20 protein-coding genes, 2 tRNA genes and 4 rRNA genes are annotated in these 23,487 nt (G+C 57.4%); 11 read left to right on the forward strand and 15 right to left on the reverse strand.

What is annotated here, in order from left to right:
• Positions 1-6 precede the first annotated feature (6 nt).
• Together AC3IT6_RS00455 and AC3IT6_RS00460 are read right to left on the reverse strand one after the other, a co-directional pair.
• A complete protein-coding gene (locus AC3IT6_RS00455; protein ID WP_008045869.1) occupies positions 7-228 on the reverse strand; it encodes a DUF1161 domain-containing protein in 222 nt (73 codons plus the stop codon).
• 121 nt (positions 229-349) lie between these two features.
• Positions 350-565, reverse strand: a complete 216-nt coding sequence (locus tag AC3IT6_RS00460) for a dodecin (protein ID WP_095942957.1) — start codon at positions 563-565, stop codon at positions 350-352.
• A gap of 157 nt (positions 566-722) precedes the next feature.
• Here AC3IT6_RS00460 and AC3IT6_RS00465 point away from each other — a divergent pair, with 157 nt between their 5' ends.
• Positions 723-1,046, forward strand: a complete 324-nt coding sequence (locus AC3IT6_RS00465; protein WP_150728191.1) for an ElaB/YgaM/YqjD family protein — start codon at positions 723-725, stop codon at positions 1,044-1,046.
• Here the strand turns inward: AC3IT6_RS00465 and AC3IT6_RS00470 are convergent.
• The gene (locus tag AC3IT6_RS00470) at positions 1,043-1,936 is read right to left on the reverse strand and encodes a LysR family transcriptional regulator (RefSeq protein ID WP_150728192.1); all 894 of its coding nucleotides are present in this window, start codon (positions 1,934-1,936) and stop codon (positions 1,043-1,045) included. The two genes, AC3IT6_RS00465 and AC3IT6_RS00470, sit on opposite strands and share 4 nt — an antisense overlap.
• A gap of 124 nt (positions 1,937-2,060) precedes the next feature.
• Between AC3IT6_RS00470 and trpB the strand changes: the two genes are divergently transcribed.
• Positions 2,061-3,281 carry a tryptophan synthase subunit beta gene (gene trpB, locus AC3IT6_RS00475; protein ID WP_008002146.1) on the forward strand — a complete coding sequence of 407 codons (1,221 nt, stop codon included), beginning with the start codon at positions 2,061-2,063 and terminating at the stop codon, positions 3,279-3,281.
• Positions 3,281-4,093 (forward strand): tryptophan synthase subunit alpha, encoded by an 813-nt coding sequence (trpA, locus tag AC3IT6_RS00480; RefSeq protein ID WP_489353946.1) that lies wholly within the window; start codon positions 3,281-3,283, stop codon positions 4,091-4,093. The genes trpB and trpA overlap by 1 nt, the downstream gene beginning before the upstream one ends.
• Before the next feature lie 63 nt (positions 4,094-4,156).
• Here trpA and AC3IT6_RS00485 read toward each other — a convergent pair whose 3' ends face one another.
• The 11 genes from AC3IT6_RS00485 to AC3IT6_RS00535 form a co-directional block, all read right to left on the reverse strand.
• Complete coding sequence (locus AC3IT6_RS00485) at positions 4,157-6,118, reverse strand: DUF7844 domain-containing protein (protein WP_489353947.1); 1,962 nt, start codon at positions 6,116-6,118, stop codon at positions 4,157-4,159.
• Positions 6,115-6,435 (reverse strand): DUF2388 domain-containing protein, encoded by a 321-nt coding sequence (locus AC3IT6_RS00490; protein WP_057712574.1) that lies wholly within the window; start codon positions 6,433-6,435, stop codon positions 6,115-6,117. Before AC3IT6_RS00490 ends, AC3IT6_RS00485 begins: the two co-directional genes overlap by 4 nt.
• Before the next feature lie 28 nt (positions 6,436-6,463).
• The gene (locus AC3IT6_RS00495; RefSeq protein ID WP_150728196.1) at positions 6,464-6,781 is read right to left on the reverse strand and encodes a DUF2388 domain-containing protein; all 318 of its coding nucleotides are present in this window, start codon (positions 6,779-6,781) and stop codon (positions 6,464-6,466) included.
• Positions 6,782-6,886: 105 nt separating this feature from the next.
• Positions 6,887-7,204 carry a DUF2388 domain-containing protein gene (locus AC3IT6_RS00500; RefSeq protein ID WP_095942951.1) on the reverse strand — a complete coding sequence of 106 codons (318 nt, stop codon included), beginning with the start codon at positions 7,202-7,204 and terminating at the stop codon, positions 6,887-6,889.
• A gap of 142 nt (positions 7,205-7,346) precedes the next feature.
• Entirely contained in the window at positions 7,347-7,556 is a 210-nt protein-coding gene (locus AC3IT6_RS00505) for a DUF1127 domain-containing protein (protein ID WP_223443476.1), read from the reverse strand.
• 258 nt (positions 7,557-7,814) lie between these two features.
• Positions 7,815-8,030 (reverse strand): DUF1127 domain-containing protein, encoded by a 216-nt coding sequence (locus tag AC3IT6_RS00510; RefSeq protein WP_108218709.1) that lies wholly within the window; start codon positions 8,028-8,030, stop codon positions 7,815-7,817.
• Between the two features lie 319 nt (positions 8,031-8,349).
• On the reverse strand, positions 8,350-9,843 hold the full coding sequence (scpC, locus tag AC3IT6_RS00515; RefSeq protein ID WP_489353948.1) for a succinyl-CoA:acetate CoA-transferase ScpC: 1,494 nt from the start codon (positions 9,841-9,843) through the stop codon (positions 8,350-8,352).
• A 213-nt stretch (positions 9,844-10,056) separates the two neighbouring features.
• A complete protein-coding gene (locus tag AC3IT6_RS00520; RefSeq protein ID WP_458370535.1) occupies positions 10,057-11,493 on the reverse strand; it encodes an NAD(P)(+) transhydrogenase (Re/Si-specific) subunit beta in 1,437 nt (478 codons plus the stop codon).
• Positions 11,490-11,846: an NAD(P) transhydrogenase subunit alpha part 2 gene (locus tag AC3IT6_RS00525; protein WP_223441317.1), complete on the reverse strand. Its 357-nt coding sequence runs from the start codon at positions 11,844-11,846 to the stop codon at positions 11,490-11,492. Before AC3IT6_RS00525 ends, AC3IT6_RS00520 begins: the two co-directional genes overlap by 4 nt.
• Before the next feature lie 11 nt (positions 11,847-11,857).
• Positions 11,858-12,979: a Re/Si-specific NAD(P)(+) transhydrogenase subunit alpha gene (locus AC3IT6_RS00530; RefSeq protein ID WP_489353949.1), complete on the reverse strand. Its 1,122-nt coding sequence runs from the start codon at positions 12,977-12,979 to the stop codon at positions 11,858-11,860.
• A 435-nt stretch (positions 12,980-13,414) separates the two neighbouring features.
• A complete protein-coding gene (locus AC3IT6_RS00535; RefSeq protein WP_150753713.1) occupies positions 13,415-14,314 on the reverse strand; it encodes a LysR family transcriptional regulator in 900 nt (299 codons plus the stop codon).
• Positions 14,315-14,471: 157 nt separating this feature from the next.
• On the opposite strand from AC3IT6_RS00535, the gene AC3IT6_RS00540 reads away from it, so the two are divergent.
• From AC3IT6_RS00540 to rrf (AC3IT6_RS00575), 8 genes are all read left to right on the forward strand, one after another.
• A complete protein-coding gene (locus tag AC3IT6_RS00540; RefSeq protein ID WP_046043971.1) occupies positions 14,472-15,653 on the forward strand; it encodes an acyl-CoA dehydrogenase in 1,182 nt (393 codons plus the stop codon).
• 11 nt (positions 15,654-15,664) lie between these two features.
• On the forward strand, positions 15,665-16,885 hold the full coding sequence (locus AC3IT6_RS00545) for a CaiB/BaiF CoA transferase family protein (protein ID WP_150674316.1): 1,221 nt from the start codon (positions 15,665-15,667) through the stop codon (positions 16,883-16,885).
• A gap of 595 nt (positions 16,886-17,480) precedes the next feature.
• Positions 17,481-19,017, forward strand: a 16S ribosomal RNA gene (locus AC3IT6_RS00550).
• A gap of 82 nt (positions 19,018-19,099) precedes the next feature.
• A tRNA-Ile gene (locus AC3IT6_RS00555) sits at positions 19,100-19,176 on the forward strand.
• A 30-nt stretch (positions 19,177-19,206) separates the two neighbouring features.
• Positions 19,207-19,282 (forward strand) — tRNA-Ala (locus AC3IT6_RS00560).
• A gap of 236 nt (positions 19,283-19,518) precedes the next feature.
• Positions 19,519-22,412, forward strand: a 23S ribosomal RNA gene (locus AC3IT6_RS00565).
• 158 nt (positions 22,413-22,570) lie between these two features.
• A 5S ribosomal RNA gene (gene rrf, locus AC3IT6_RS00570) occupies positions 22,571-22,686 on the forward strand.
• Positions 22,687-22,794: 108 nt separating this feature from the next.
• Positions 22,795-22,910, forward strand: a 5S ribosomal RNA gene (gene rrf, locus AC3IT6_RS00575).
• Together the 16S, 23S and 5S rRNA genes with 2 tRNA genes alongside form the textbook arrangement of a ribosomal RNA operon.
• Positions 22,911-23,015: 105 nt before the next feature.
• Here the strand turns inward: rrf (AC3IT6_RS00575) and AC3IT6_RS00580 are convergent.
• Positions 23,016-23,483, reverse strand: a complete 468-nt coding sequence (locus tag AC3IT6_RS00580; protein ID WP_223444296.1) for an SRPBCC family protein — start codon at positions 23,481-23,483, stop codon at positions 23,016-23,018.
• Between the last annotated feature and the right edge of the window lie 4 nt (positions 23,484-23,487).

The following is a 23,487-nucleotide window of genomic DNA, read 5'->3' on the forward strand; positions in this document are numbered from 1 at the left end:
ATCGGCCTACTTTTTATAGACGATCACTTTGGCGCCCGCTTCGCATTTGCCAACAACTTTCCCGCCGGCAGCGGCACCTTTATCGACAATCTCCAGCGAATAACCGGAAACGCCCTTGGCATCAAGTTTCGCTGCGATTTCCGCTTTCAGCTCTTCGCATGGCTTGCCGCCCGCCAATGCGCTCCCCGCAAGGCTCAACAAACCTACTGCCAACATAAACTTCTTCATCGGTTGCATTCCCTGGTCGGATCATAGGGGTAACCAGCCGTCAGCCGGACGCACTCATGTAGTGCTTTGCCATTCCCTATGGCATTCGACCGGCGTGCAAGTTCAGAAGACTAGCCCAAAGTCAGCTGCTGGCAATCCGGAACCCGACTTTCAAGGTCACCTGAAAGTGTGCAGCCTTGCCGTCCCTGATATGCCCACGGGTCTCGGTTACCTCAAACCATTCCATGTACTTGATGCTTTTGCTGGCTTCGGTCAGCGCGTTGTTGATCGCATCTTCGATACTGCTGGTGGACGAGCCGATCAGCTCGACTTTCTTGTAGGTGTGATGGTCAGACATGGCGTTCTCCTCGGCGTGTGAATTACAGACTAGCAGTGATTTTTCCTATTTCTTCTGTTGGCCGTTCTGAGGGTGAAGTTCAGATTTTCTGCACTTTCTCGAACCCATGAAGTCCCAACCAACACACGCCACTCATCACCAATGCAGGAGAGCCACCATGGCCAATACCTCGTTACGCAAAGCCTCATTGCAAAGCATGGAAGCCGAGATCGAGAGTCTGCTCAAGTCTTTGGAAAGCCTGAAGGGCGACGCCTCGGACGAGTCGCGTAAAACCCTCAATACCCTGAAAAGCAACGCCGAGAATGCCTTGAAGCACTCGCGCCATCTGCTTGCCGATGCTTATGAGGAGGTCAAGGTCAAAACCCGCGAAACCGGGATTGCCACACGGGACTACGCCCAGGAGCACCCCTGGACAACAGCCGGTGTCGCCGTGGGCGCACTGGGCCTGCTGGCCGCTTATCTGTTGTGCAAACGTGATTAATCCGCTCGACGCAGTTCGTTCTTGAGCCACTGCGCCAGTTGTCGGGCGCGCCCGTCCGCGGCGCGCTTGGGTAGCCACAACGCCAGTTGCGCCGGGGTTTCACTGAAGCCCCAAGGCGCAACCAGGCGGCCGGCCTTCAAGTCCTCCGTCACCAAGGGTTCGGGGGCAATCGCCACGCCCAGACCTGCGACGGCGGCTTCCAGCAAGTAATACAAATGTTCAAATCCCTGACCGTACTTCAGCGCCCTGGCGTCGAGGCCGCGTGGTTGCGCCCAGTTCGGCCAGGCTTGCGGGCGAGAGGTGGTGTGCAGCAAGGGTTCGCTCAGTAGCGCGGTTTCCGGCGCTTGCTTGAGCCGTTCATAGCCGACGAACCGAGGGCTCATGACCGGGCCGATGCGTTCGCTGGCGAGCTCAAAGACCTGCATGTCCGCCGGCCAGGGTGGCTCGGCAAATACCAGCAAGGCATCCAGCCCCGGTCTTCTCGGATCCAGATCGCCTTCTCCGGCCGACAGGTGCAGGCGCAAGTCCGGCAGGTCGGCATTGAGCCGCCCCAGTCGCGGGATAAACCAGCGCGCAAGCAGGCTTCCCGAGCAACCGAGCACGAATGGTGCATCGGCTGTGCTTTGTGTGAGTTCGGCGCAAACGCTGCGCAGGCGCTCGAAGGCTTCGCTGCTGGCGTCACGCAGTCGCAACCCGGCATCTGTGAGTTTCAGGCCGCGACCGTCCTTGATGAACAGGCTTACGCCTAGGTGTTCTTCAAGCACCTTGAGTTGCCGGCTGACCGCGCCGTGGGTGACGTGCAGCTGCTCGGCCGCCTGACTGACGCTGTTCAAGCGGGCAGTGGCTTCGAAGGCGCGAAGTGCGTTCAGCGGAGGAAGGTCATGGCTCATTGTATCTGTGAGTTTTCCTGACAGGTTGTGGCGATCTTATCGGTTTTCAGGTCGGGGCGTCAGGGGTAGAGTGAAGCCCACTATCTCTTTGTGCATCACTTCACGCATTCAACTGGAGCGCCCCATGACCCAGACTAATCTGCGCAACGGCCCTGATGCCAACGGCCTGTTTGGCGCGTTCGGCGGCCGCTACGTTGCCGAAACCCTGATGCCGTTGATCCTCGACCTGGCCCGCGAGTATGAGTTGGCCAAGGAAGATCCTGCATTCAAGGAAGAACTGGCCTACTTCCAGCGCGACTACGTCGGACGTCCAAGCCCCCTGTACTTCGCCGAGCGTCTGACCGAGTTCTGCGGGGGCGCGAAGATCTACCTCAAGCGTGAAGAGCTGAACCACACCGGCGCGCACAAGATCAACAACTGCATCGGCCAGATCCTGCTGGCGCGGCGCATGGGCAAGAAGCGCATCATCGCCGAGACCGGCGCCGGCATGCACGGTGTGGCCACGGCCACCGTCGCTGCGCGTTTCGGTCTGGACTGTGTGATCTACATGGGCACGACTGACATCGAGCGTCAGCAGGCCAACGTGTTCCGCATGAAGCTGCTGGGTGCCGAAGTGATCCCGGTGGTAGCCGGTACCGGCACGCTGAAAGACGCGATGAACGAAGCCCTGCGTGACTGGGTGACCAACGTCGACAGCACCTTCTACCTGATCGGCACCGTGGCCGGTCCGCACCCTTACCCGGCAATGGTTCGCGACTTCCAGGCCGTGATCGGCAAGGAAACCCGCGAGCAGCTGCAAGCCCAGGAAGGTCGCCTGCCGGACAGCCTGGTGGCGTGCATCGGCGGTGGTTCCAACGCCATGGGCCTGTTCCACCCGTTCCTCGACGACAAAAGTGTCGAGATCATCGGCGTTGAAGCCGCCGGCTACGGCATCGAGACCGGCAAGCATGCAGCCAGCCTGAATGGCGGCGTTCCAGGCGTCCTGCACGGCAATCGTACTTTCCTGCTGCAGGACGACGATGGCCAGATCATCGACGCCCACTCGATCTCCGCTGGCCTGGACTACCCGGGCATCGGCCCGGAACACGCCTGGTTGCATGACATCGGCCGCGTTCAGTACACCTCGGTAACTGACGACGAAGCTTTGGCTGCGTTCCACCAGTGCTGCCGTCTGGAAGGGATCATCCCTGCCCTGGAAAGCGCCCATGCCCTGGCTGAAGTATTCAAGCGTGCACCGACTTTGCCAAAAGATCACCTGATGGTGGTCAACCTGTCCGGCCGTGGCGACAAAGACATGCAGACCGTGATGCACCACATGGAACAATCCAAGCAGGAGAAACACTGATGAGCCGCCTGCAAACGCGTTTTGCCGAACTCAAGGAACAGAACCGCGCCGCCCTGGTGACCTTCGTGACCGCCGGCGACCCGGGCTATGACACGTCCCTGGCAATCCTCAAGGGCTTGCCGGCGGCTGGTGCCGACGTGATCGAACTGGGCATGCCCTTCACCGACCCGATGGCTGATGGCCCGGCAATCCAGCTCGCCAACATCCGTGCGTTGGGTGCCAAGCAGAATCTGGCGAAAACCCTGCAAATGGTTCGCGAGTTCCGCCAGGGCAACAACGAAACGCCGTTGGTGCTGATGGGTTACTTCAACCCGATTCACATGTACGGCGTACCGCGCTTCATCGCCGAAGCCAAGGAGGCCGGGGTTGACGGCCTGATCGTGGTCGACCTGCCGCCAGAGCATAACGGCGAGCTGTGCGACCCGGCGCAGGCCGCGGGCCTGGACTTCATTCGCCTGACCACGCCAACCACCGACGATGTGCGCCTGCCGACCGTTCTCAACGGCAGCTCCGGCTTCGTCTACTACGTCTCGGTGGCCGGTGTGACCGGCGCCGGTGCCGCCACGTTGGAACACGTCGAGGAAGCGGTCGCCCGTCTGCGTCGCCATACCGACCTGCCGATCAGCATCGGTTTCGGTATCCGGACGCCGGAACAGGCGGCGTCCATCGCGCGTCTGGCCGACGGTGTTGTGGTGGGCTCGGCGTTGATCGATCACATCGCCAATGCCACCTCCCCGGAACAAGCCGTGGATGGCGTGCTAAGCCTGTGCTCGGCGTTGGCCGAAGGCGTGCGCAAGGCCCGCGTCAGCTGAAGGTAAAGCTCCTGAACGCTGTAAACCTTGTGGGAGCGAGCTCGCTCCCACAAGGTTGTGGTATCAAGGCAACTCTATCCCGCCTGATGCCTTGTGCAGTTTGCGCAGGTGCTCACCGATCTGCTTTACGTTGGCCTCGTTGGCGGCCATTTCGGCGGCACGGCCCGGTTCAAGCAACGCCCTCACTTCCTTGTCCAGATCCCCGGACAGCGCCAGGAGCTGCTTCTGGCGCTGGCTGCTTTCCGCTTCCAGATGCTTCCACTCGCTTGGTTGTGGCAACCCGTAACCCGCAGTCCCCAGCAGCTCTGCCGGGCGGCTGAGGAAGCCGCTGTTGGCAAGAATCTGCTTCAGCGTCTCGTTGGCCTTGTCCATGCCGCCGTTTTTCAGCTCCCGAGCGCCCAGATAGCGTTGCTTCACTTCGTCCTGGGCCAGCAACATCTGTCGACGGAAACTCGCCTGCTCCAGCAGCAGCAATGCTGCGCTAGTACGCAAATCAGCCTGCTCGAACCATTGCCGCCGCTCTGCGGCTTTCAAATCGAGCCACTCTTCGACGGTTTCCTGTTTGATCGGCATCTGCTTTTTCAACACTTCGAACATCGCTTGGTAGCGATCACGGAAGGAGTCGAAGCGATAACCCAGGCGCAGTGCTTCGCGAGGATCATCCAGCACGCTGGTATCGGCCAGGCCACGACCCTTGAGCACTTCGAGCATGCCGTTGGGCATGATGTTGTCCAGACCCACCAGTTGCGGGTTGTTAGTGCTGCTACGCAGCAGTTTCAGTCCCTCTACCGCACAGTTATTGGACAGGAAGAAATAATTGCCGTCGTAGCTCCAGTGCATTTCGGCGGCGTGCTCCACCACATCTTCGATCTCGCGGCGCGACAGGTTCAGTGGTACTGAGGCCAGGCTGCGCAACTCGGTCTTGGTGTATTCGTCGATTACCTGGGAAAGCGGCAGGACAAACAGGCGCGACGGGTACTTACCGACCAGCCCATTCCAGCTCGACATCTGCACATCACCGACAAATGCGCGGTACGACAGCACCAGATGCTGGTCCAGGTCCAGTCGGCAATCCGGCCCGCGAGGCCGGCCCGGTGCGCAAATGACCAGGCGCAACATGCTGTGACCCCAGTAGCTGAACAAGTTCTGGTTAGCCTCGGCCAGCAGGTAGTCGATGGCGTAAACCCGTTCAGGATCGACCTGTCCCAGTGGTGTTTTGGCGAAATCACTGCCGGCATTGAGGAAGGCGACGGTTTTGCCGCAAGCGTTTTTGGCAGCGGGCGCCCAGCCAAAGTGCTCTTTGTAGTAGCGGTACAGTGCGGGACGACGGCAGGCATAGCTCGGATCGAGCAGGAAGTACTCCATATTGACCGCGACGAACTCCTTGGGGCTGCTCGTCTCGTAGATGTCTGGGCTGCGCGCGATCTGCCGGTTGTACTGTTCGCGCTCGCCACGACGGCCGACGTATTGCGGCCAGCCGGCGAGGTCGAGCAGGCGTGGATCATCGCTGAGGGTAAAGCGGCGGCCGGTCTGGCCGCGGCATTGGTCGGGGATGCCGACCAGCCCTGAGCTGCTGTCTTGGCGGGTACAGCGTTGAATCAGTGTGCGCTCCGCCTTTGGCCACAGGCGTGAGCGATCGTAGATGTGAGTCAGCTCGTGCAACACCGTGGCCAGCATTTCCCGGCGCACGGTGCCATGGGGGCGCTGGGTTTTTTTGGTCGCGGCGCTGCCATCGGTGAGGCCGGCCAGCAGGTTGCGGTTCAGATCGAGTTCGGACACCAGTGTCGCCTGACCGTAGGCATTTCTCGGCATGTCATCGGTCCAGCCGACGTCGATACGTCGATCGAGTTGCTCGACAAAGCGTGGCGGCAGTGCCTGCATGGCTTCATCGAGCAACGCCTGGCTGGCTTGCTGTTGCGCGGGAGTCAGACCTTCGGTCTTGAGCTGTAATTGAAGGCCAGCGTGGGCCGTGTTGCCGAGCAGCAACAGGGCCCCGGCCAGCAGCCAGGCACCTGGACACTTCACAGTGCGAGGATGGCTTCGGCGAGATCCTGGTCACTGGCGTCACGAGCTTCCGGCACGCGGGTGCGCAGCAAATCGAAGGCGGATTCCAGGTGAGCGCCACGAATGTCGCCATTGCTGGCAACGAAACTGGCGGCGTCGTCCTGGGCTTCGCGCACGATTTTCGAATCGCGAATGGACGTGGTGGTGTCGGAGGTGAAATCGAGGGTGCGCTGGGTAGCACGGATCAGAATATTACTGGTGGCAACCAGAGTATGTGCCTGGGCCACATCGGCCAACAGCAGCAGGCCTAAGGTGGCAGCAATCAGCGGGTTACGCATGGAATGACTCCAGAAAAAACAGGGATAACTATTGGACGAGAATTGCCTGTGCCAGTTCAAGGTCGCTGGCATGAAGTTTTGCCTGGGTTCGGCGCAGATACCGCAGGGCCGACTCCAGTCGTGCACCTCTCAGTTGGCCGTCACTGGCAATGAATGCCGCGGCGTCATCTTGGGCCGCGAGCAGCAGTTTATGGTCGAAGGGGGCGGAGGTCACCATGCTTGTGGCATATCCACTGGCCACGATCCCTTGGGTTGACAGGTTAAAGGCGTCGTAAGCGTGGGCTGAGCCTGAACAGGCGGCAGTAATCATGACTGGAGTGATCAACAGATTTGCAAGAAAACGCATGAGACTCGACAGTTAAAAGTGAGTCCCAAGGCTAGCGCAAGGCCCATTCCAGAGCCAGCACGGAAATAATGGGACACGTCGAGCGTGTCCCCGGCCAGAAGTCGATCAGATCGTCAGGATCGCCTGCGCCAGTTGTGCATCGGTTGCGTTCAACTGGGGTGCCTGATGACGAATATGGTCGAGCGCGCTTTCCAGTTTCACCCCACGGATGGAGCCTTCGCTGGCAACGAAGCTGGCGGCGTCGTCACGTGCTGCGAGCACGATCTTGTCATCTTTGAACGAAGACGTGATGTCGGACGTCGCATCGGAACTGGATTTGAGTGCCCCAACGACTGCGTCGGTGGTCACGATAAAGCTGGTGGCGTGGGAATTGGCAGCCACGGCAAGCAGGGCTGCAGCGCTGAGCAGGCGAAGTCGGGACATGGTGTAACTCCTAGGGTAAGCCGATTGGAAGATGGCGCAGTGTCTGCAAATTCAGACGCCAGGCGCTTGGCGCTCGCCACGTTCTGACCTGATATTAGGCCTGAGTGTGTCAATTCGAACAGCCCGTCATGCAAACAGACAGTCAGCGCCAGAACGGTTTATCCAATTCATTGATGCGCTCAGCATGGCTGATGCAAAGATCCGACAGCTGACGATCATCGAGTTGAGCCAGTAAACGTCGTGTTCTCGCCCTTTCCAGACTAGCGAAGAGTCTTGTTAACAGGTATCTAGCCCAGCGCAAGCAAGGTCTCGATTGAACCTGTGGCGTGGAAACATCCTGTAAAGAACTCATGGCGCGGTCCCTGTCCTGATAAGTGGAGGGCTCCATGCTGACACCGGTCGAATATCCGCTACAGACACACCGCGACGATATTGTACTCATCCAGTTAGTTGTTTCTGCAAACTGTACTGGTATCCTGGTTTACTACTGTACGAGCGGATTTGACAGGCCAAAACGACAAGACCCGTCGTGGTTTCCCACGACGGGTCTTGTTTTTTCAATTCGGGTTGCTGGCGGTGGACCCTTCAGGTCAGAGCCAGCGACGCTAACTTAGCGCCAGAACGGCTTGCTCAGCTCTTCGTAGCGTTGTGCTTCGCTAATCCCGGCGTCAGCCAGCAGACGCGAATCCAGACGAGCCAGTTGATGGCGGCTGGTGATGCGGCGCTGCCACAGCATCAGGTTGGCGATAACGCGCAGAGGCAGGGAAGCCTGGGTTTTTGCAGCAGTGTCTTGAAAGAACAGATCGGAACTGAGTGTACGTTCCATGGTGGTCATCCTTCCGCTTATGGCGGGATTAGGTAGTGGTTTAACTGGTGCCCATGATCCTCTCGTTTGCCTAGTCTCTGTAGATACAGTTCATCTGTATTGTGAGAGCTCAGTTAACTGTTTATAGGGGGTGTACTGGTCTAAATTGAGGCAACTGTACCTGTCTGCACTGTCGTGGTGCAAAACTGCTGTTTTTGCCTGGCAAGGTAGGAGTTTTCCTAACGAAATGACCAGTACAGCAGTACAGTTTTTTTCATATTCCGAAGAAGCAGGAGCAAGCTGACGAAACTGTGTTTGCGCCAGCTGCTATCTGTATCAATTACTTCTTCAGCATTTGCCCGGTTTCTTCCAGGTTGATGTGCCAGCTCAGGGCATCACGCAGGATGTGTGGGGTGTGCCCGCCGATGGCGCACGCGGCGGTGAAGTAATCATTCAGCGCCTGGCGGTAATCCGGGTGCACGCACTTGTCGATGATGACCCGGGCACGCTCCCGAGGCGCCAGGCCGCGCAAGTCTGCCAGGCCCACTTCGGTCACGAGGATGTCGACGTCATGTTCGGTGTGGTCAACATGGCTGACCATCGGCACCACGCTGGAGATCGCACCGCCCTTGGCGATCGACTTGGTCACGAACACGGACAAGTGTGCGTTGCGCGCGAAGTCGCCCGAGCCACCGATGCCGTTCATCATCCGCGTGCCGCAGACGTGAGTGGAGTTGACGTTGCCATAGATGTCGAACTCCAGTGCCGTGTTGATGCCGATGATGCCGAGGCGGCGCACGACTTCAGGGTGGTTGGAAATCTCCTGCGGGCGCAGCACCAGTTTGTCCTTGTAGCGCTCCAGATTGCCGAACACGTCGGAATTGCGCCGGCTCGACAGGGTGATCGAACTGCCCGAGGCAAAACTCAGCTTGCCCGCATCGATCAGGTCGAAGGTCGAGTCCTGCAGCACCTCGGAATACATCGTCAGGTCTTCGAACGGCGAGTCGATCAGGCCGCACATCACCGAGTTGGCGATGGTGCCGATACCGGCTTGTAGCGGGCCGAGCTTGTTGGTCATGCGCCCGGCTGCCACTTCCTGTTTGAAGAAGTCGATCAGGTGGTCGGCAATGGCTTGGGTCTCGGCATCCGGTGCCAGCACCGTGGAGGGCGAGTCAGCCTGGTTGGTGATCACGATGGCGACGATTTTTTCCGCTGGAATCGGAATGGCGGTGCTGCCAATGCGATCGTCGACCTTGACCAGCGGGATCGGCGTGCGGGTTGGACGATAGGTCGGAATATAGATGTCGTGCAGGCCTTCGAGATTCGGGTTGTGCGCCATGTTGATCTCGACGATCACGTGCTTGGCGAAAATCGCGAAGCTGGCCGAGTTGCCGACCGAGGTGGTTGGCACGATATGCCCTTGCTCGGTGATCGCTACGGCTTCAATCACGGCGATGTCCGGCAGCTTCAATTGCTGGTTGCGCAATTGCTCCACGGTTTCCGACAAGTGCTGGTCGATGAACATGACCTCGCCGGCATTGATCGCCTTGCGCAGGGTGCTGTCGACCTGAAACGGCATGCGTCGCGACAACACACCGGCTTCGGTCAGCTGCTTGTCGAGGTCGTTGCCCAGGCTTGCGCCGGTCATCAGGCTGATCTTCAGCGGCGTGACCTTGGCACGCTCGGCCAGCGCCTGGGGGACGGCCTTGGCTTCGCCTGCGCGAGTAAAGCCACTCATGCCGACGGTCATGCCGTCCTCAATCAGAGCGGCAGCGTCGGCGGCGCTCATCACTTTGTCCAACAACGAAGGCAGGCGAATACGGTCACGGTACATGGATTGTTATCTCGGGCAACAGGTAGCAGGATGTGCAGTCTAGTGAATTGCGCCAGCTTCTGTCCCGCTACCAAGGTCGCAATCGAGGCGTCTATTCCGGGCCTTTCAAGCAAAACACCGTTACCGGATCGGTAACAAAAGGATAGTTTGTTCGACGATTTGCGCAAACAAAAACGCCCCGACGAGTCGGGGCGTTCCGTGTGCCGCAGAGGGTTAGTCGACGGCTTTGACCATGTCTTCGATGACCTTTTTAGCGTCGCCGAACACCATCATGGTCTTGTCCAGGTAGAACAGTTCGTTGTCCAGGCCGGCGTAGCCGCTGGCCATCGAGCGCTTGTTGACGATGATGGTCTTGGCCTTGAACGCCTCGAGGATCGGCATGCCGGCAATCGGCGATTTCGGATCGTTCTTCGCCGCCGGGTTGACCACGTCGTTGGCGCCCAGCACCAGCACCACGTCGGCCTGACCGAACTCGGAGTTGATGTCGTCCATCTCGAACACCTGGTCGTAAGGCACTTCGGCCTCGGCCAGCAACACGTTCATGTGGCCGGGCATACGACCGGCAACCGGGTGGATCGCATACTTCACGGTCACGCCGCGGTGGGTCAGCTTCTCGGTCAGCTCCTTCAGCGCATGCTGTGCCCGCGCGACCGCCAGGCCGTAGCCCGGCACGATGATCACGGTGTCGGCGTTGGTCAGCAGGAAGGTCGCGTCGTCAGCCGAACCGGATTTCACCGGACGGGCTTCTTTCGAACCCGCCGGGCCGGCCGCATCCGCCGTATTGCCGAAACCGCCGAGCAGTACGTTAAAGAAGGAGCGGTTCATCGCCTTGCACATGATGTACGAGAGGATCGCACCGCTTGAGCCCACCAGCGAACCGGCGATGATCAGCATCGAGTTGTTCAGCGAGAAGCCGATACCCGCCGCTGCCCAGCCGGAGTAGCTGTTGAGCATCGACACGACCACTGGCATGTCCGCGCCGCCGATCGGGATGATGATCAGCACGCCGAGCACGAAGGCCAGGGCCAGCATCACGGCGAAGGCGGTGTAGTCGCCGGTGAGCATGAAGGTCACGCCCAGGCCCAGTGTGGCCAGGCCCAGCAGCAGGTTCAGCTTGTGCTGGCCACTGAACTGTACCGGTGCACCCTGGAACAGACGGAACTTGTACTTGCCCGACAGCTTGCCGAACGCGATCACCGAACCGGAGAAGGTGATTGCACCGATGGCGGCACCGAGGAACAGTTCCAGGCGGTTACCGGCCGGGATGGCGTCACCGAGTTGCTTGACGATGCCCAGCGACTGCGGCTCGACCACGGCCGCCACGGCGATGAACACCGCCGCCAGGCCGATCATGCTGTGCATGAAGGCGACCAGTTCGGGCATCTTGGTCATTTCAACGCGTTTGGCCATGATCGAACCGGCAGTGCCGCCGATCAGCAGGCCGACGATCACGTAGACGATGCCGTCATGGGCCAACTCGGAACCCAACTTGTAGATCAGGCCCACCGTGGTGAGGATCGCCAGGCCCATGCCAAGCATGCCGAACAGGTTGCCACGACGCGACGTGGTGGGGTGTGAGAGGCCCTTGAGCGCCTGAATGAAGCAGACCGAGGCGATCAAATACAGGGAAGTAACCAGGTTCATGCTCATGCTTGCTGCACCTCAGCCTTGGCTGCTGCGGCTTTGGCTGCCGGAGCTTTTGCCGGAGCCGCTTTTTTCTTGAACATTTCCAGCATGCGCCGGGTGACCAGGAAGCCACCAAACACGTTGACCGCGGCCAGGGCCACGGCCAGGGTGCCCATGGTCTTGCCCAGCGGGGTCACGGTGAGGGCGGCGGCGAGCATGGCACCGACGATCACAATGGCCGAGATGGCGTTGGTGACGGCCATTAGTGGCGTGTGCAGAGCAGGTGTCACGTTCCAGACCACGTGGTACCCGACATAGATAGCCAGCACGAAGATGATCAGGTTGTAGATACCGTCAGAGATCAGCATGTCTTCCATTGTTTTTATCCTCAGCCGTTCTTGCGCACGATCTGGCCGTCGCGGCACATCAGGCACGCGGCGACGATATCGTCTTCAAGGTTGATCACCAGTTGTCCGTCTTTATCGAACAACAGTTTCATGAAGTCCAGCAGGTTGCGGGCGTACAGCGCCGAAGCGTCAGCCGCCACGGCGCTGGCCAGGTTGGTCGGGCCAACGATGGTCACGCCATTTTCGACGACCACCTGATCGGCCACGGTCAGCGGGCAATTGCCGCCCTGGGCGGCCGCGAGGTCGATGACCACCGAGCCCGGTTTCATCTGGGCCACGGTTTGCGCGCTGAGCAGGGTTGGTGCCTTGCGGCCGGGAATCAGCGCGGTGGTGATCACGATGTCAGCCTGCTTGGCGCGTTCGTGCACGGCGGCGGCCTGGCGCTGCATCCAGCTGGCCGGCATCGGGCGGGCGTAACCGCCGACACCGACGGCGCATTCACGCTCTTCGTCGGTCTCGTAAGGCACGTCGACGAACTTGGCGCCGAGGGATTCGATCTGCTCTTTTACCGCAGGACGCACGTCAGACGCTTCGATCACCGCCCCCAGGCGTTTCGCCGTAGCGATGGCCTGCAAACCGGCCACACCGGCACCGAGGATCAGCACGCGGGCCGCTTTCACGGTGCCTGCAGCGGTCATCAGCATCGGCATGAAGCGCGGATAGTAGTGCGCGGCCAGCAACACGGCCTTGTAACCGGCGATGTTGGCTTGCGACGACAATACGTCCAGGCTCTGAGCGCGGGAGGTACGAGGCGCGGCTTCCAGGGCAAAGGCGGTAATGCCGCACTCGGCCATTTTAGCGATGGTTTCATTGCTGAACGGATTGAGCATGCCCACCACTATGGTGCCGCTCTTGATCAGTGCGAGCTCACTGTCGCTGGGGGCGACGACTTTGAGAATCAGCTCTGCACCAAACGCATCGTTGGCGCTGCCAATGCTTGCGCCTGCCGCTTCATAGGCACTGTCGACAACGCTGGCATTAATGCCGGCGCCGCTTTGTACAGTGACCTTATGGCCCTGGCCGATCAGCTTCTTGATGGTTTCCGGGGTTGCAGCAACCCGTGTTTCACCGGTCTGGGTTTCGAGAGGAACACCAATGTGCACGTCAAATCTCCTGCGTGATCTTATTGAGTAAACCCATGCACTGCGGATGGTGCGGCTGGGGCGGCCGATCAGCACGATCCCGCCAAATCAGGGCGGGGCGCGGCATTTTGCAGGCGAACTTTGTGCCCTTCAAGGGATTATGACGGGTGACGGAAAATTAACTACAAGTCACCCCGTGACCGAATGTCGCAACCAACCGGCTCAACCCCTTGCAGACCGTGCTTTTCAAGGATTCTGGCCGAAATTGAAGAATTTACACATCGGCCGTATGAATGATGCGGCATCGCCTCGAAATAGTGGCGCAAAGCCGCGTTGTCAGGCGCTTGTGGGACGTTTGTACGACTTTTCGATACAGTTTGCTGGTATGCGACAAATACGTATATCTGTAGGGCTTTTATTTTACTGACTACGGGGTCAAGTAATCATGAAGAGCCTTTACCCTTCTAGGCTGTAGCTGTGCGCCTGATTTACCAGCCAGTCACGAAATGCCCTTAAAGACGCGGATTCGACCTTTCGCTCAGGAATCATCAGGTAGTAAGCCTTGATGCTGGACAGTGCTTGCGGGTTGGCGATCACCAGGCGTTTCTCTTTCAACTCCCTTTGAATCAGGAACGGTGGAATCAGGGCAATGCCCATGTCGTGCATGGCCGCTTGGGCGAGCATGGAGAATAGCTCGTAGCGGGGGCCTGTCATGTCTCGCGGGACATTCAGGTGTTGGGAGTCGAACCATTGGCGCCAGGCATAGGGGCGGGTGGTTTGTTGCAGAAGAGGTAAGTCGGCGATTTCGCCGGGCGTCAGACTGGTTTTGTTTCCGAGCAGGTTGGGGCTGCAAACGGGCATCGGATTTTCACCCATCAGCCTGTGGGATTCTGTACCCGACCAATCGGCGTCACCGAAGTAGATGGCGGCATCAAAATCAGTGTCGGCGAACAGGAACGGCCGCGTGCGGTTGGTCAGGTTGACCGTCACCTCCGGGTGTTTTTGCTGGAAGTCCTTGAGTCGCGGCAGCAGCCATTGGGTGCCGAAGGTCGGAACTACGGCCAACTCGATCACGTTGGTGCCCTGCTGGCCCATCACGGACAAGGTGTCGCGCTCAACCGCGTCGAGTTGAGTGGCCACTCGTCGGCTGTAGGAGAGTCCGGCTTCCGTCAGCTTGACCCCGCGCCGCGAGCGTCGGAACAGTTCCACGCTGAGGAACTCTTCAAGGCTGGCGATCTGTCGGCAAATCGCCCCTTGGGTCAGCGAAAGTTCCTGGGCTGCCTTGGTGAAGCTCTCGTGGCGCGCCGCGGCCTCGAAGCTGATCAGGGCGGTGGTGCTGGGTATTTTTCTGCGCATGTACGTCAACCTCACTAATACATCGCATAAATGCTCTTTTGCGACGTTTCGGAGTGAGAAATTAGCACAACAGTATGCAAAATCCTCGTTTGCCGTAGCGCCGATCCGGGCCTAGGATCAGTCCACGTTATTTGACCCGATTCGAGAGGACACACTCATGGGCGGTAAAGCTAGCTTCAACTGGATCGATCCCCTGCTGCTGGATCAACAGCTCACTGAAGAAGAACGCATGATTCGCGACACGGCTGCGCAGTTCGCTCAGCAGAGCCTTGCGCCGCGCATTCTTGAAGCTTTCCGCCATGAGAAGACCGATCCGGCGATCTTCCGCGAAATGGGCGAGATCGGCCTGTTGGGCGCAACCATCCCCGAGCAGTACGGTGGCAGCGGCCTGAACTATGTCAGCTACGGCCTGATCGCCCGTGAAGTCGAGCGTATCGACTCCGGCTATCGCTCGATGATGAGCGTGCAGTCCTCGCTGGTGATGGTGCCAATCAATGAATTCGGTACCGAAGCGCAGAAGCAGAAGTACCTGCCGAAACTGGCATCGGGCGAGTGGATCGGCTGCTTCGGCCTGACCGAGCCTAACCACGGCTCCGACCCGGGCGCGATGATCAGTCGTGCGCGCAAAGTCGAAGGCGGCTACAGCCTCACCGGCAGCAAGATGTGGATCACCAACAGCCCGATCGCCGATGTGTTCGTGGTCTGGGCCAAGGACGATGCCGGTGACATTCGCGGCTTCGTGCTGGAGAAAGGCTGGAAAGGCCTGAGCGCTCCGGCGATTCACGGCAAGGTGGGCCTGCGGGCATCGATCACCGGTGAAATCGTGATGGACAACGTGTTCGTGCCGGAAGAGAACATCTTCCCGGATGTCCGTGGCCTGAAAGGTCCTTTCACTTGCCTCAACTCGGCACGTTACGGCATCTCCTGGGGTGCGCTGGGTGCAGCCGAGTTCTGCTGGCACACCGCTCGCCAGTACACCCTGGATCGTCAACAGTTCGGGCGCCCGCTGGCCGCCACCCAGTTGATCCAGAAGAAGCTGGCCGACATGCAGACTGAAATCACCATGGCGCTGCAAGGCTGCCTGCGTCTGGGTCGTATGAAGGACGAAGGGACCGCTGCAGTCGAAATTACCTCGATGATGAAGCGCAACTCTTGCGGCAAGTCCCTGGACATCGCGCGCATGGCTCGCGATATGTTGGGCGGCAACGGCATCTCCGATGAATTCGGTGTCGCGCGTCACCTGGTCAACCTGGAAGTGGTGAACACCTATGAAGGTACTCATGACGTCCATGCGCTGATCCTCGGTCGTGCGCAAACCGGCCTCCAGGCGTTCTATTAAGGAGAACGTCCATGGGCGCGCTATCGCATCTACGGGTACTGGATTTATCGCGGGTGCTGGCCGGGCCTTGGGCCGGGCAGATCCTGGCCGACCTTGGCGCTGAAGTGATCAAGGTCGAGCGTCCGGGTAACGGCGATGACACGCGCGCCTGGGGGCCTCCGTTCCTTAAAGACGCTTATGGCGAGAACACGAGTGAGGCCGCCTATTACTTGTCGGCCAATCGCAACAAGCAGTCAGTCACCATCGACTTCACGCGCCCTGAAGGGCAGAAGCTGGTGCGTGAACTGGCGGCCAAGTCGGACATCCTGATCGAGAACTTCAAGGTCGGCGGTCTGGCGGCTTATGGCCTGGACTATGAATCGCTGAAGGCGATCAATCCGGATCTGATCTATTGCTCGATCACCGGGTTCGGCCAGACCGGTCCTTATGCCAAGCGTGCGGGTTATGACTTCATGATCCAGGGGCTGGGCGGCCTCATGAGCCTGACGGGGCGACCTGAAGGCGAAGAAGGCGCGGGGCCTGTGAAGGTGGGCGTGGCGCTGACGGACATCCTGACCGGGCTGTATTCGACTGTCGCGATCCTGGCTGCGCTTGCGCATCGGGATCACGATGGCGGTGGTCAGCATATCGATATGGCGCTGCTGGACGTGCAGGTGGCTTGTCTGGCCAACCAGGCTATGAACTACCTGACGACAGGCAATGCGCCTAAACGCTTGGGTAATGCTCATCCGAACATCGTGCCCTATCAGGATTTTCCTACGGCGGATGGCGATTTCATCCTTACCGTCGGCAACGATGGGCAGTTCCGCAAGTTCGCGGAAGTGGCCGGGCAGCCGCAGTGGGCGGACGATCCGCGTTTTGCGACCAACAAGCTGCGGGTGGCAAACAGGGCGGTACTGATTCCGCTGATCCGCCAGGCAACGGTGTTCAAGACGACCGCTGAATGGGTGGCGCAGCTGGAACGGGCTGGCGTTCCGTGCGGGCCTATCAATGACGTGGCGCAGATGTTTGCCGATCCTCAGGTGAAGGCGCGTGGGTTGGCTATCGAGCTGCCGCATGCGCTGGCCGGGATGGTGCCTCAGGTGGCGAGCCCGATTCGACTGTCGGAAACGCCGGTGGAGTACCGTTTTGCACCTCCTCTGCTAGGTGAGCACACGCTGGAAGTTTTGCAGCGGGTGTTGGGCCTGGATGCCGGGGCGGTGTCCGCATTCAAGGCTTCAGGCGTTCTCTGATAGGACTCTTCTATATAGAGGGGTGTTTCGGCTCCTCTATATAGGCTCCCTTTGGGGCGTTTTGCTGCTTTCTGCAGCTTATTGATAGAAAACCTAAATCAGTGCTTGACGGCAGATTCCAGGTGTCTATAATTCGCCCCACTTCCGGCGCAGTCGAAACGGAAAACTCCTTGGTAAACAAAGAGTTACGCAGTTTTCGGCAGCAGGTTGCTTCAGTTCATCGAAGCCGAAAGGGAGTTGAAAAAGAGGTGTTGACAGCAGCGTGTAACGCTGTAGAATTCGCCTCCCGCTGATGAGAGATCTGAAGCGCAAGTGGTTGAAGTTGTTAAAGATTTCCAAGCGAAACTTTGAAAGCTTCTGAAAATAATCACTTGACAGCAAATGAGGCTGCTGTAGAATGCGCGCCTCGGTTGAGACGAAAGATCTTAACCAACCGCTCTTTAACAACTGAATCAAGCAATTCGTGTGGGTGCTTGTGGAGTCAGACTGCTAGTCAACAGATTATCAGCATCACAAGTTACTCCGCGAGAAATCAAAGATGTAACCAACGATTGCTGAGCCAAGTTTAGGGTTTTCTCAAAACCCAAAGATGTTTGAACTGAAGAGTTTGATCATGGCTCAGATTGAACGCTGGCGGCAGGCCTAACACATGCAAGTCGAGCGGATGACAGGAGCTTGCTCCTGAATTCAGCGGCGGACGGGTGAGTAATGCCTAGGAATCTGCCTGGTAGTGGGGGACAACGTTTCGAAAGGAACGCTAATACCGCATACGTCCTACGGGAGAAAGCAGGGGACCTTCGGGCCTTGCGCTATCAGATGAGCCTAGGTCGGATTAGCTAGTTGGTGAGGTAATGGCTCACCAAGGCGACGATCCGTAACTGGTCTGAGAGGATGATCAGTCACACTGGAACTGAGACACGGTCCAGACTCCTACGGGAGGCAGCAGTGGGGAATATTGGACAATGGGCGAAAGCCTGATCCAGCCATGCCGCGTGTGTGAAGAAGGTCTTCGGATTGTAAAGCACTTTAAGTTGGGAGGAAGGGCATTAACCTAATACGTTAGTGTTTTGACGTTACCGACAGAATAAGCACCGGCTAACTCTGTGCCAGCAGCCGCGGTAATACAGAGGGTGCAAGCGTTAATCGGAATTACTGGGCGTAAAGCGCGCGTAGGTGGTTTGTTAAGTTGGATGTGAAAGCCCCGGGCTCAACCTGGGAACTGCATTCAAAACTGACAAGCTAGAGTATGGTAGAGGGTGGTGGAATTTCCTGTGTAGCGGTGAAATGCGTAGATATAGGAAGGAACACCAGTGGCGAAGGCGACCACCTGGACTGATACTGACACTGAGGTGCGAAAGCGTGGGGAGCAAACAGGATTAGATACCCTGGTAGTCCACGCCGTAAACGATGTCAACTAGCCGTTGGGAGCCTTGAGCTCTTAGTGGCGCAGCTAACGCATTAAGTTGACCGCCTGGGGAGTACGGCCGCAAGGTTAAAACTCAAATGAATTGACGGGGGCCCGCACAAGCGGTGGAGCATGTGGTTTAATTCGAAGCAACGCGAAGAACCTTACCAGGCCTTGACATCCAATGAACTTTCCAGAGATGGATTGGTGCCTTCGGGAACATTGAGACAGGTGCTGCATGGCTGTCGTCAGCTCGTGTCGTGAGATGTTGGGTTAAGTCCCGTAACGAGCGCAACCCTTGTCCTTAGTTACCAGCACGTAATGGTGGGCACTCTAAGGAGACTGCCGGTGACAAACCGGAGGAAGGTGGGGATGACGTCAAGTCATCATGGCCCTTACGGCCTGGGCTACACACGTGCTACAATGGTCGGTACAGAGGGTTGCCAAGCCGCGAGGTGGAGCTAATCCCACAAAACCGATCGTAGTCCGGATCGCAGTCTGCAACTCGACTGCGTGAAGTCGGAATCGCTAGTAATCGCGAATCAGAATGTCGCGGTGAATACGTTCCCGGGCCTTGTACACACCGCCCGTCACACCATGGGAGTGGGTTGCACCAGAAGTAGCTAGTCTAACCTTCGGGAGGACGGTTACCACGGTGTGATTCATGACTGGGGTGAAGTCGTAACAAGGTAGCCGTAGGGGAACCTGCGGCTGGATCACCTCCTTAATCGACGACTCAGCTGCTCCATAAGTTCCCACACGAATTGCTTGATTCATTGAAGAAGACGATATAGAAGCAGCCCGAAATTGGGTCTGTAGCTCAGTTGGTTAGAGCGCACCCCTGATAAGGGTGAGGTCGGCAGTTCGAATCTGCCCAGACCCACCAATTTTGTGTGGGAAACGCCTGTAGAAATACGGGGCCATAGCTCAGCTGGGAGAGCGCCTGCCTTGCACGCAGGAGGTCAACGGTTCGATCCCGTTTGGCTCCACCACTACTGCTTCTGATTGTATAAAGCTTAGAAATGAGCATTCCATCGGTGCGATGGTGAATGTTGATTTCTAGTCTTTGACTAGTTCGTTCTTTAAAAATTTGGGTATGTGATAGAAAGATAGACTGAACGTTACTTTCACTGGTAACGGATCAGGCTAAGGTAAAATTTGTGAGTTTAATCGCGAATTTTCGGCGAATGTCGTCTTCACAGTATAACCAGATTGCTTGGGGTTATATGGTCAAGTGAAGAAGCGCATACGGTGGATGCCTTGGCAGTCAGAGGCGATGAAAGACGTGGTAGCCTGCGAAAAGCTTCGGGGAGTCGGCAAACAGACTTTGATCCGGAGATGTCTGAATGGGGGAACCCAGCCATCATAAGATGGTTATCTTGTACTGAATACATAGGTGCAAGAGGCGAACCAGGGGAACTGAAACATCTAAGTACCCTGAGGAAAAGAAATCAACCGAGATTCCCTTAGTAGTGGCGAGCGAACGGGGACTAGCCCTTAAGTGGCTTTGAGATTAGCGGAACGCTCTGGAAAGTGCGGCCATAGTGGGTGATAGCCCTGTACGCGAAAATCTCTTGGTCATGAAATCGAGTAGGACGGAGCACGAGAAACTTTGTCTGAATATGGGGGGACCATCCTCCAAGGCTAAATACTACTGACTGACCGATAGTGAACTAGTACCGTGAGGGAAAGGCGAAAAGAACCCCGGAGAGGGGAGTGAAATAGATCCTGAAACCGTATGCGTACAAGCAGTGGGAGCCCACTTTGTTGGGTGACTGCGTACCTTTTGTATAATGGGTCAGCGACTTATTTTCAGTGGCGAGCTTAACCGAATAGGGGAGGCGTAGCGAAAGCGAGTCTTAATAGGGCGTCTAGTCGCTGGGAATAGACCCGAAACCGGGCGATCTATCCATGGGCAGGTTGAAGGTTGGGTAACACTAACTGGAGGACCGAACCGACTACCGTTGAAAAGTTAGCGGATGACCTGTGGATCGGAGTGAAAGGCTAATCAAGCTCGGAGATAGCTGGTTCTCCTCGAAAGCTATTTAGGTAGCGCCTCATGTATCACTGTAGGGGGTAGAGCACTGTTTCGGCTAGGGGGTCATCCCGACTTACCAAACCGATGCAAACTCCGAATACCTACAAGTGCCGAGCATGGGAGACACACGGCGGGTGCTAACGTCCGTCGTGAAAAGGGAAACAACCCAGACCGTCAGCTAAGGTCCCAAAGTTATGGTTAAGTGGGAAACGATGTGGGAAGGCTTAGACAGCTAGGAGGTTGGCTTAGAAGCAGCCACCCTTTAAAGAAAGCGTAATAGCTCACTAGTCGAGTCGGCCTGCGCGGAAGATGTAACGGGGCTCAAACCATACACCGAAGCTACGGGTATCACCTTCGGGTGATGCGGTAGAGGAGCGTTCTGTAAGCCTGTGAAGGTGAGTTGAGAAGCTTGCTGGAGGTATCAGAAGTGCGAATGCTGACATGAGTAACGACAATGGGTGTGAAAAACACCCACGCCGAAAGACCAAGGTTTCCTGCGCAACGTTAATCGACGCAGGGTTAGTCGGTCCCTAAGGCGAGGCTGAAAAGCGTAGTCGATGGAAAACAGGTTAATATTCCTGTACTTCTGGTTATTGCGATGGAGGGACGGAGAAGGCTAGGCCAGCTTGGCGTTGGTTGTCCAAGTTTAAGGTGGTAGGCTGGAATCTTAGGTAAATCCGGGATTCTAAGGCCGAGAGCTGATGACGAGTGTTCTTTTAGAACACGAAGTGGTTGATGCCATGCTTCCAAGAAAAGCTTCTAAGCTTCAGGTAACCAGGAACCGTACCCCAAACCGACACAGGTGGTTGGGTAGAGAATACCAAGGCGCTTGAGAGAACTCGGGTGAAGGAACTAGGCAAAATGGCACCGTAACTTCGGGAGAAGGTGCGCCGGTGAGGGTGAAGGACTTGCTCCGTAAGCCCACGCCGGTCGAAGATACCAGGCCGCTGCGACTGTTTATTAAAAACACAGCACTCTGCAAACACGAAAGTGGACGTATAGGGTGTGACGCCTGCCCGGTGCCGGAAGGTTAATTGATGGGGTTAGCTAACGCGAAGCTCTTGATCGAAGCCCCGGTAAACGGCGGCCGTAACTATAACGGTCCTAAGGTAGCGAAATTCCTTGTCGGGTAAGTTCCGACCTGCACGAATGGCGTAACGATGGCGGCGCTGTCTCCACCCGAGACTCAGTGAAATTGAAATCGCTGTGAAGATGCAGTGTATCCGCGGCTAGACGGAAAGACCCCGTGAACCTTTACTATAGCTTTGCACTGGACTTTGAATTTGCTTGTGTAGGATAGGTGGGAGGCTTTGAAGCGTGGACGCCAGTTCGCGTGGAGCCAACCTTGAAATACCACCCTGGCAACTTTGAGGTTCTAACTCAGGTCCGTTATCCGGATCGAGGACAGTGTATGGTGGGTAGTTTGACTGGGGCGGTCTCCTCCTAAAGAGTAACGGAGGAGTACGAAGGTGCGCTCAGACCGGTCGGAAATCGGTCGTAGAGTATAAAGGCAAAAGCGCGCTTGACTGCGAGACAGACACGTCGAGCAGGTACGAAAGTAGGTCTTAGTGATCCGGTGGTTCTGTATGGAAGGGCCATCGCTCAACGGATAAAAGGTACTCCGGGGATAACAGGCTGATACCGCCCAAGAGTTCATATCGACGGCGGTGTTTGGCACCTCGATGTCGGCTCATCACATCCTGGGGCTGAAGCCGGTCCCAAGGGTATGGCTGTTCGCCATTTAAAGTGGTACGCGAGCTGGGTTTAGAACGTCGTGAGACAGTTCGGTCCCTATCTGCCGTGGACGTTTGAGATTTGAGAGGGGCTGCTCCTAGTACGAGAGGACCGGAGTGGACGAACCTCTGGTGTTCCGGTTGTCACGCCAGTGGCATTGCCGGGTAGCTATGTTCGGAAAAGATAACCGCTGAAAGCATCTAAGCGGGAAACTTGCCTCAAGATGAGATCTCACTGGGACCTTGAGTCCCCTGAAGGGCCGTCGAAGACTACGACGTTGATAGGTTGGGTGTGTAAGCGCTGTGAGGCGTTGAGCTAACCAATACTAATTGCCCGTGAGGCTTGACCATATAACACCCAAGCAATTTGCTTACTTCGAAAGAAGCATCAGATTGCGGTGTGTGAAGACGAAAGAACCGAAAGTTCGAGATACTCACAAAACACCAAGCTATTACATACCCAATTTGCTGAAGCGCGGCCATCTGGTCACGACTCAGTACCCGAATTTCTTGACGACCATAGAGCGTTGGAACCACCTGATCCCATCCCGAACTCAGCAGTGAAACGATGCATCGCCGATGGTAGTGTGGGGTTTCCCCATGTGAGAGTAGGTCATCGTCAAGATTAAATTCCGAAACCCCTATCTGCGTATGCAGGTAGGGGTTTTGTTTTAGTAGAAGTCACCAGTTTTCACTGGCACGTTAAAGTTCTAACGGGCTAGTCACAGAATTTCTTGACGACCATAGAGCGTTGGAACCACCTGATCCCATCCCGAACTCAGCAGTGAAACGATGCATCGCCGATGGTAGTGTGGGGTTTCCCCATGTGAGAGTAGGTCATCGTCAAGATTGAATTCCGAAACCCCTGTCTGCTAACGCAGACAGGGGTTTTGTCGTTTCAGGGGTACTGAAAAGCCCGTTGTGGAACCTCTCCACAACGGGCTTTTTCACGTCTTATGCAAACAGCGTCAGCACATTGTTCATCGCATCATCGGCAAAACCCTGTACGAAAGCCTTGAAGCCCGGTAGCGCTTCGGCACCTCCCTGCGCCGGCTCGGCGATGATGGTCCAGGTGGCTCGGGACTTGCCCGCACCCAGTGGTTCAACGCGCATCGCTGCCCACAGATTGGCCACACCCAAGGTGTTGTAGATAGTGGTCCAGGTCATGTGCTGTGCCTGGTCGTCCCGGGAGTTGAGTTGTTCGACCACCAGGTTGCCGTCCTTGAAAAACTTTTTGCGCAGCGATGAAACGCCATCACCAGTCATTTCGATATGCGACAGCGCCGGGATGAAGCGATCGAAGCCGGCAAAGTTGCCGACTACAGCCCATACCTGCGCAGCATCGGCGGGCACGTCCACCGAGGACACCACGTGGCAGCCTTGAGGGTTTTTGACCAGGGTATCGGGTTGCAGAGTGCTCATGGTC

Source organism: Pseudomonas sp. KH_017, from assembly GCF_057840285.1.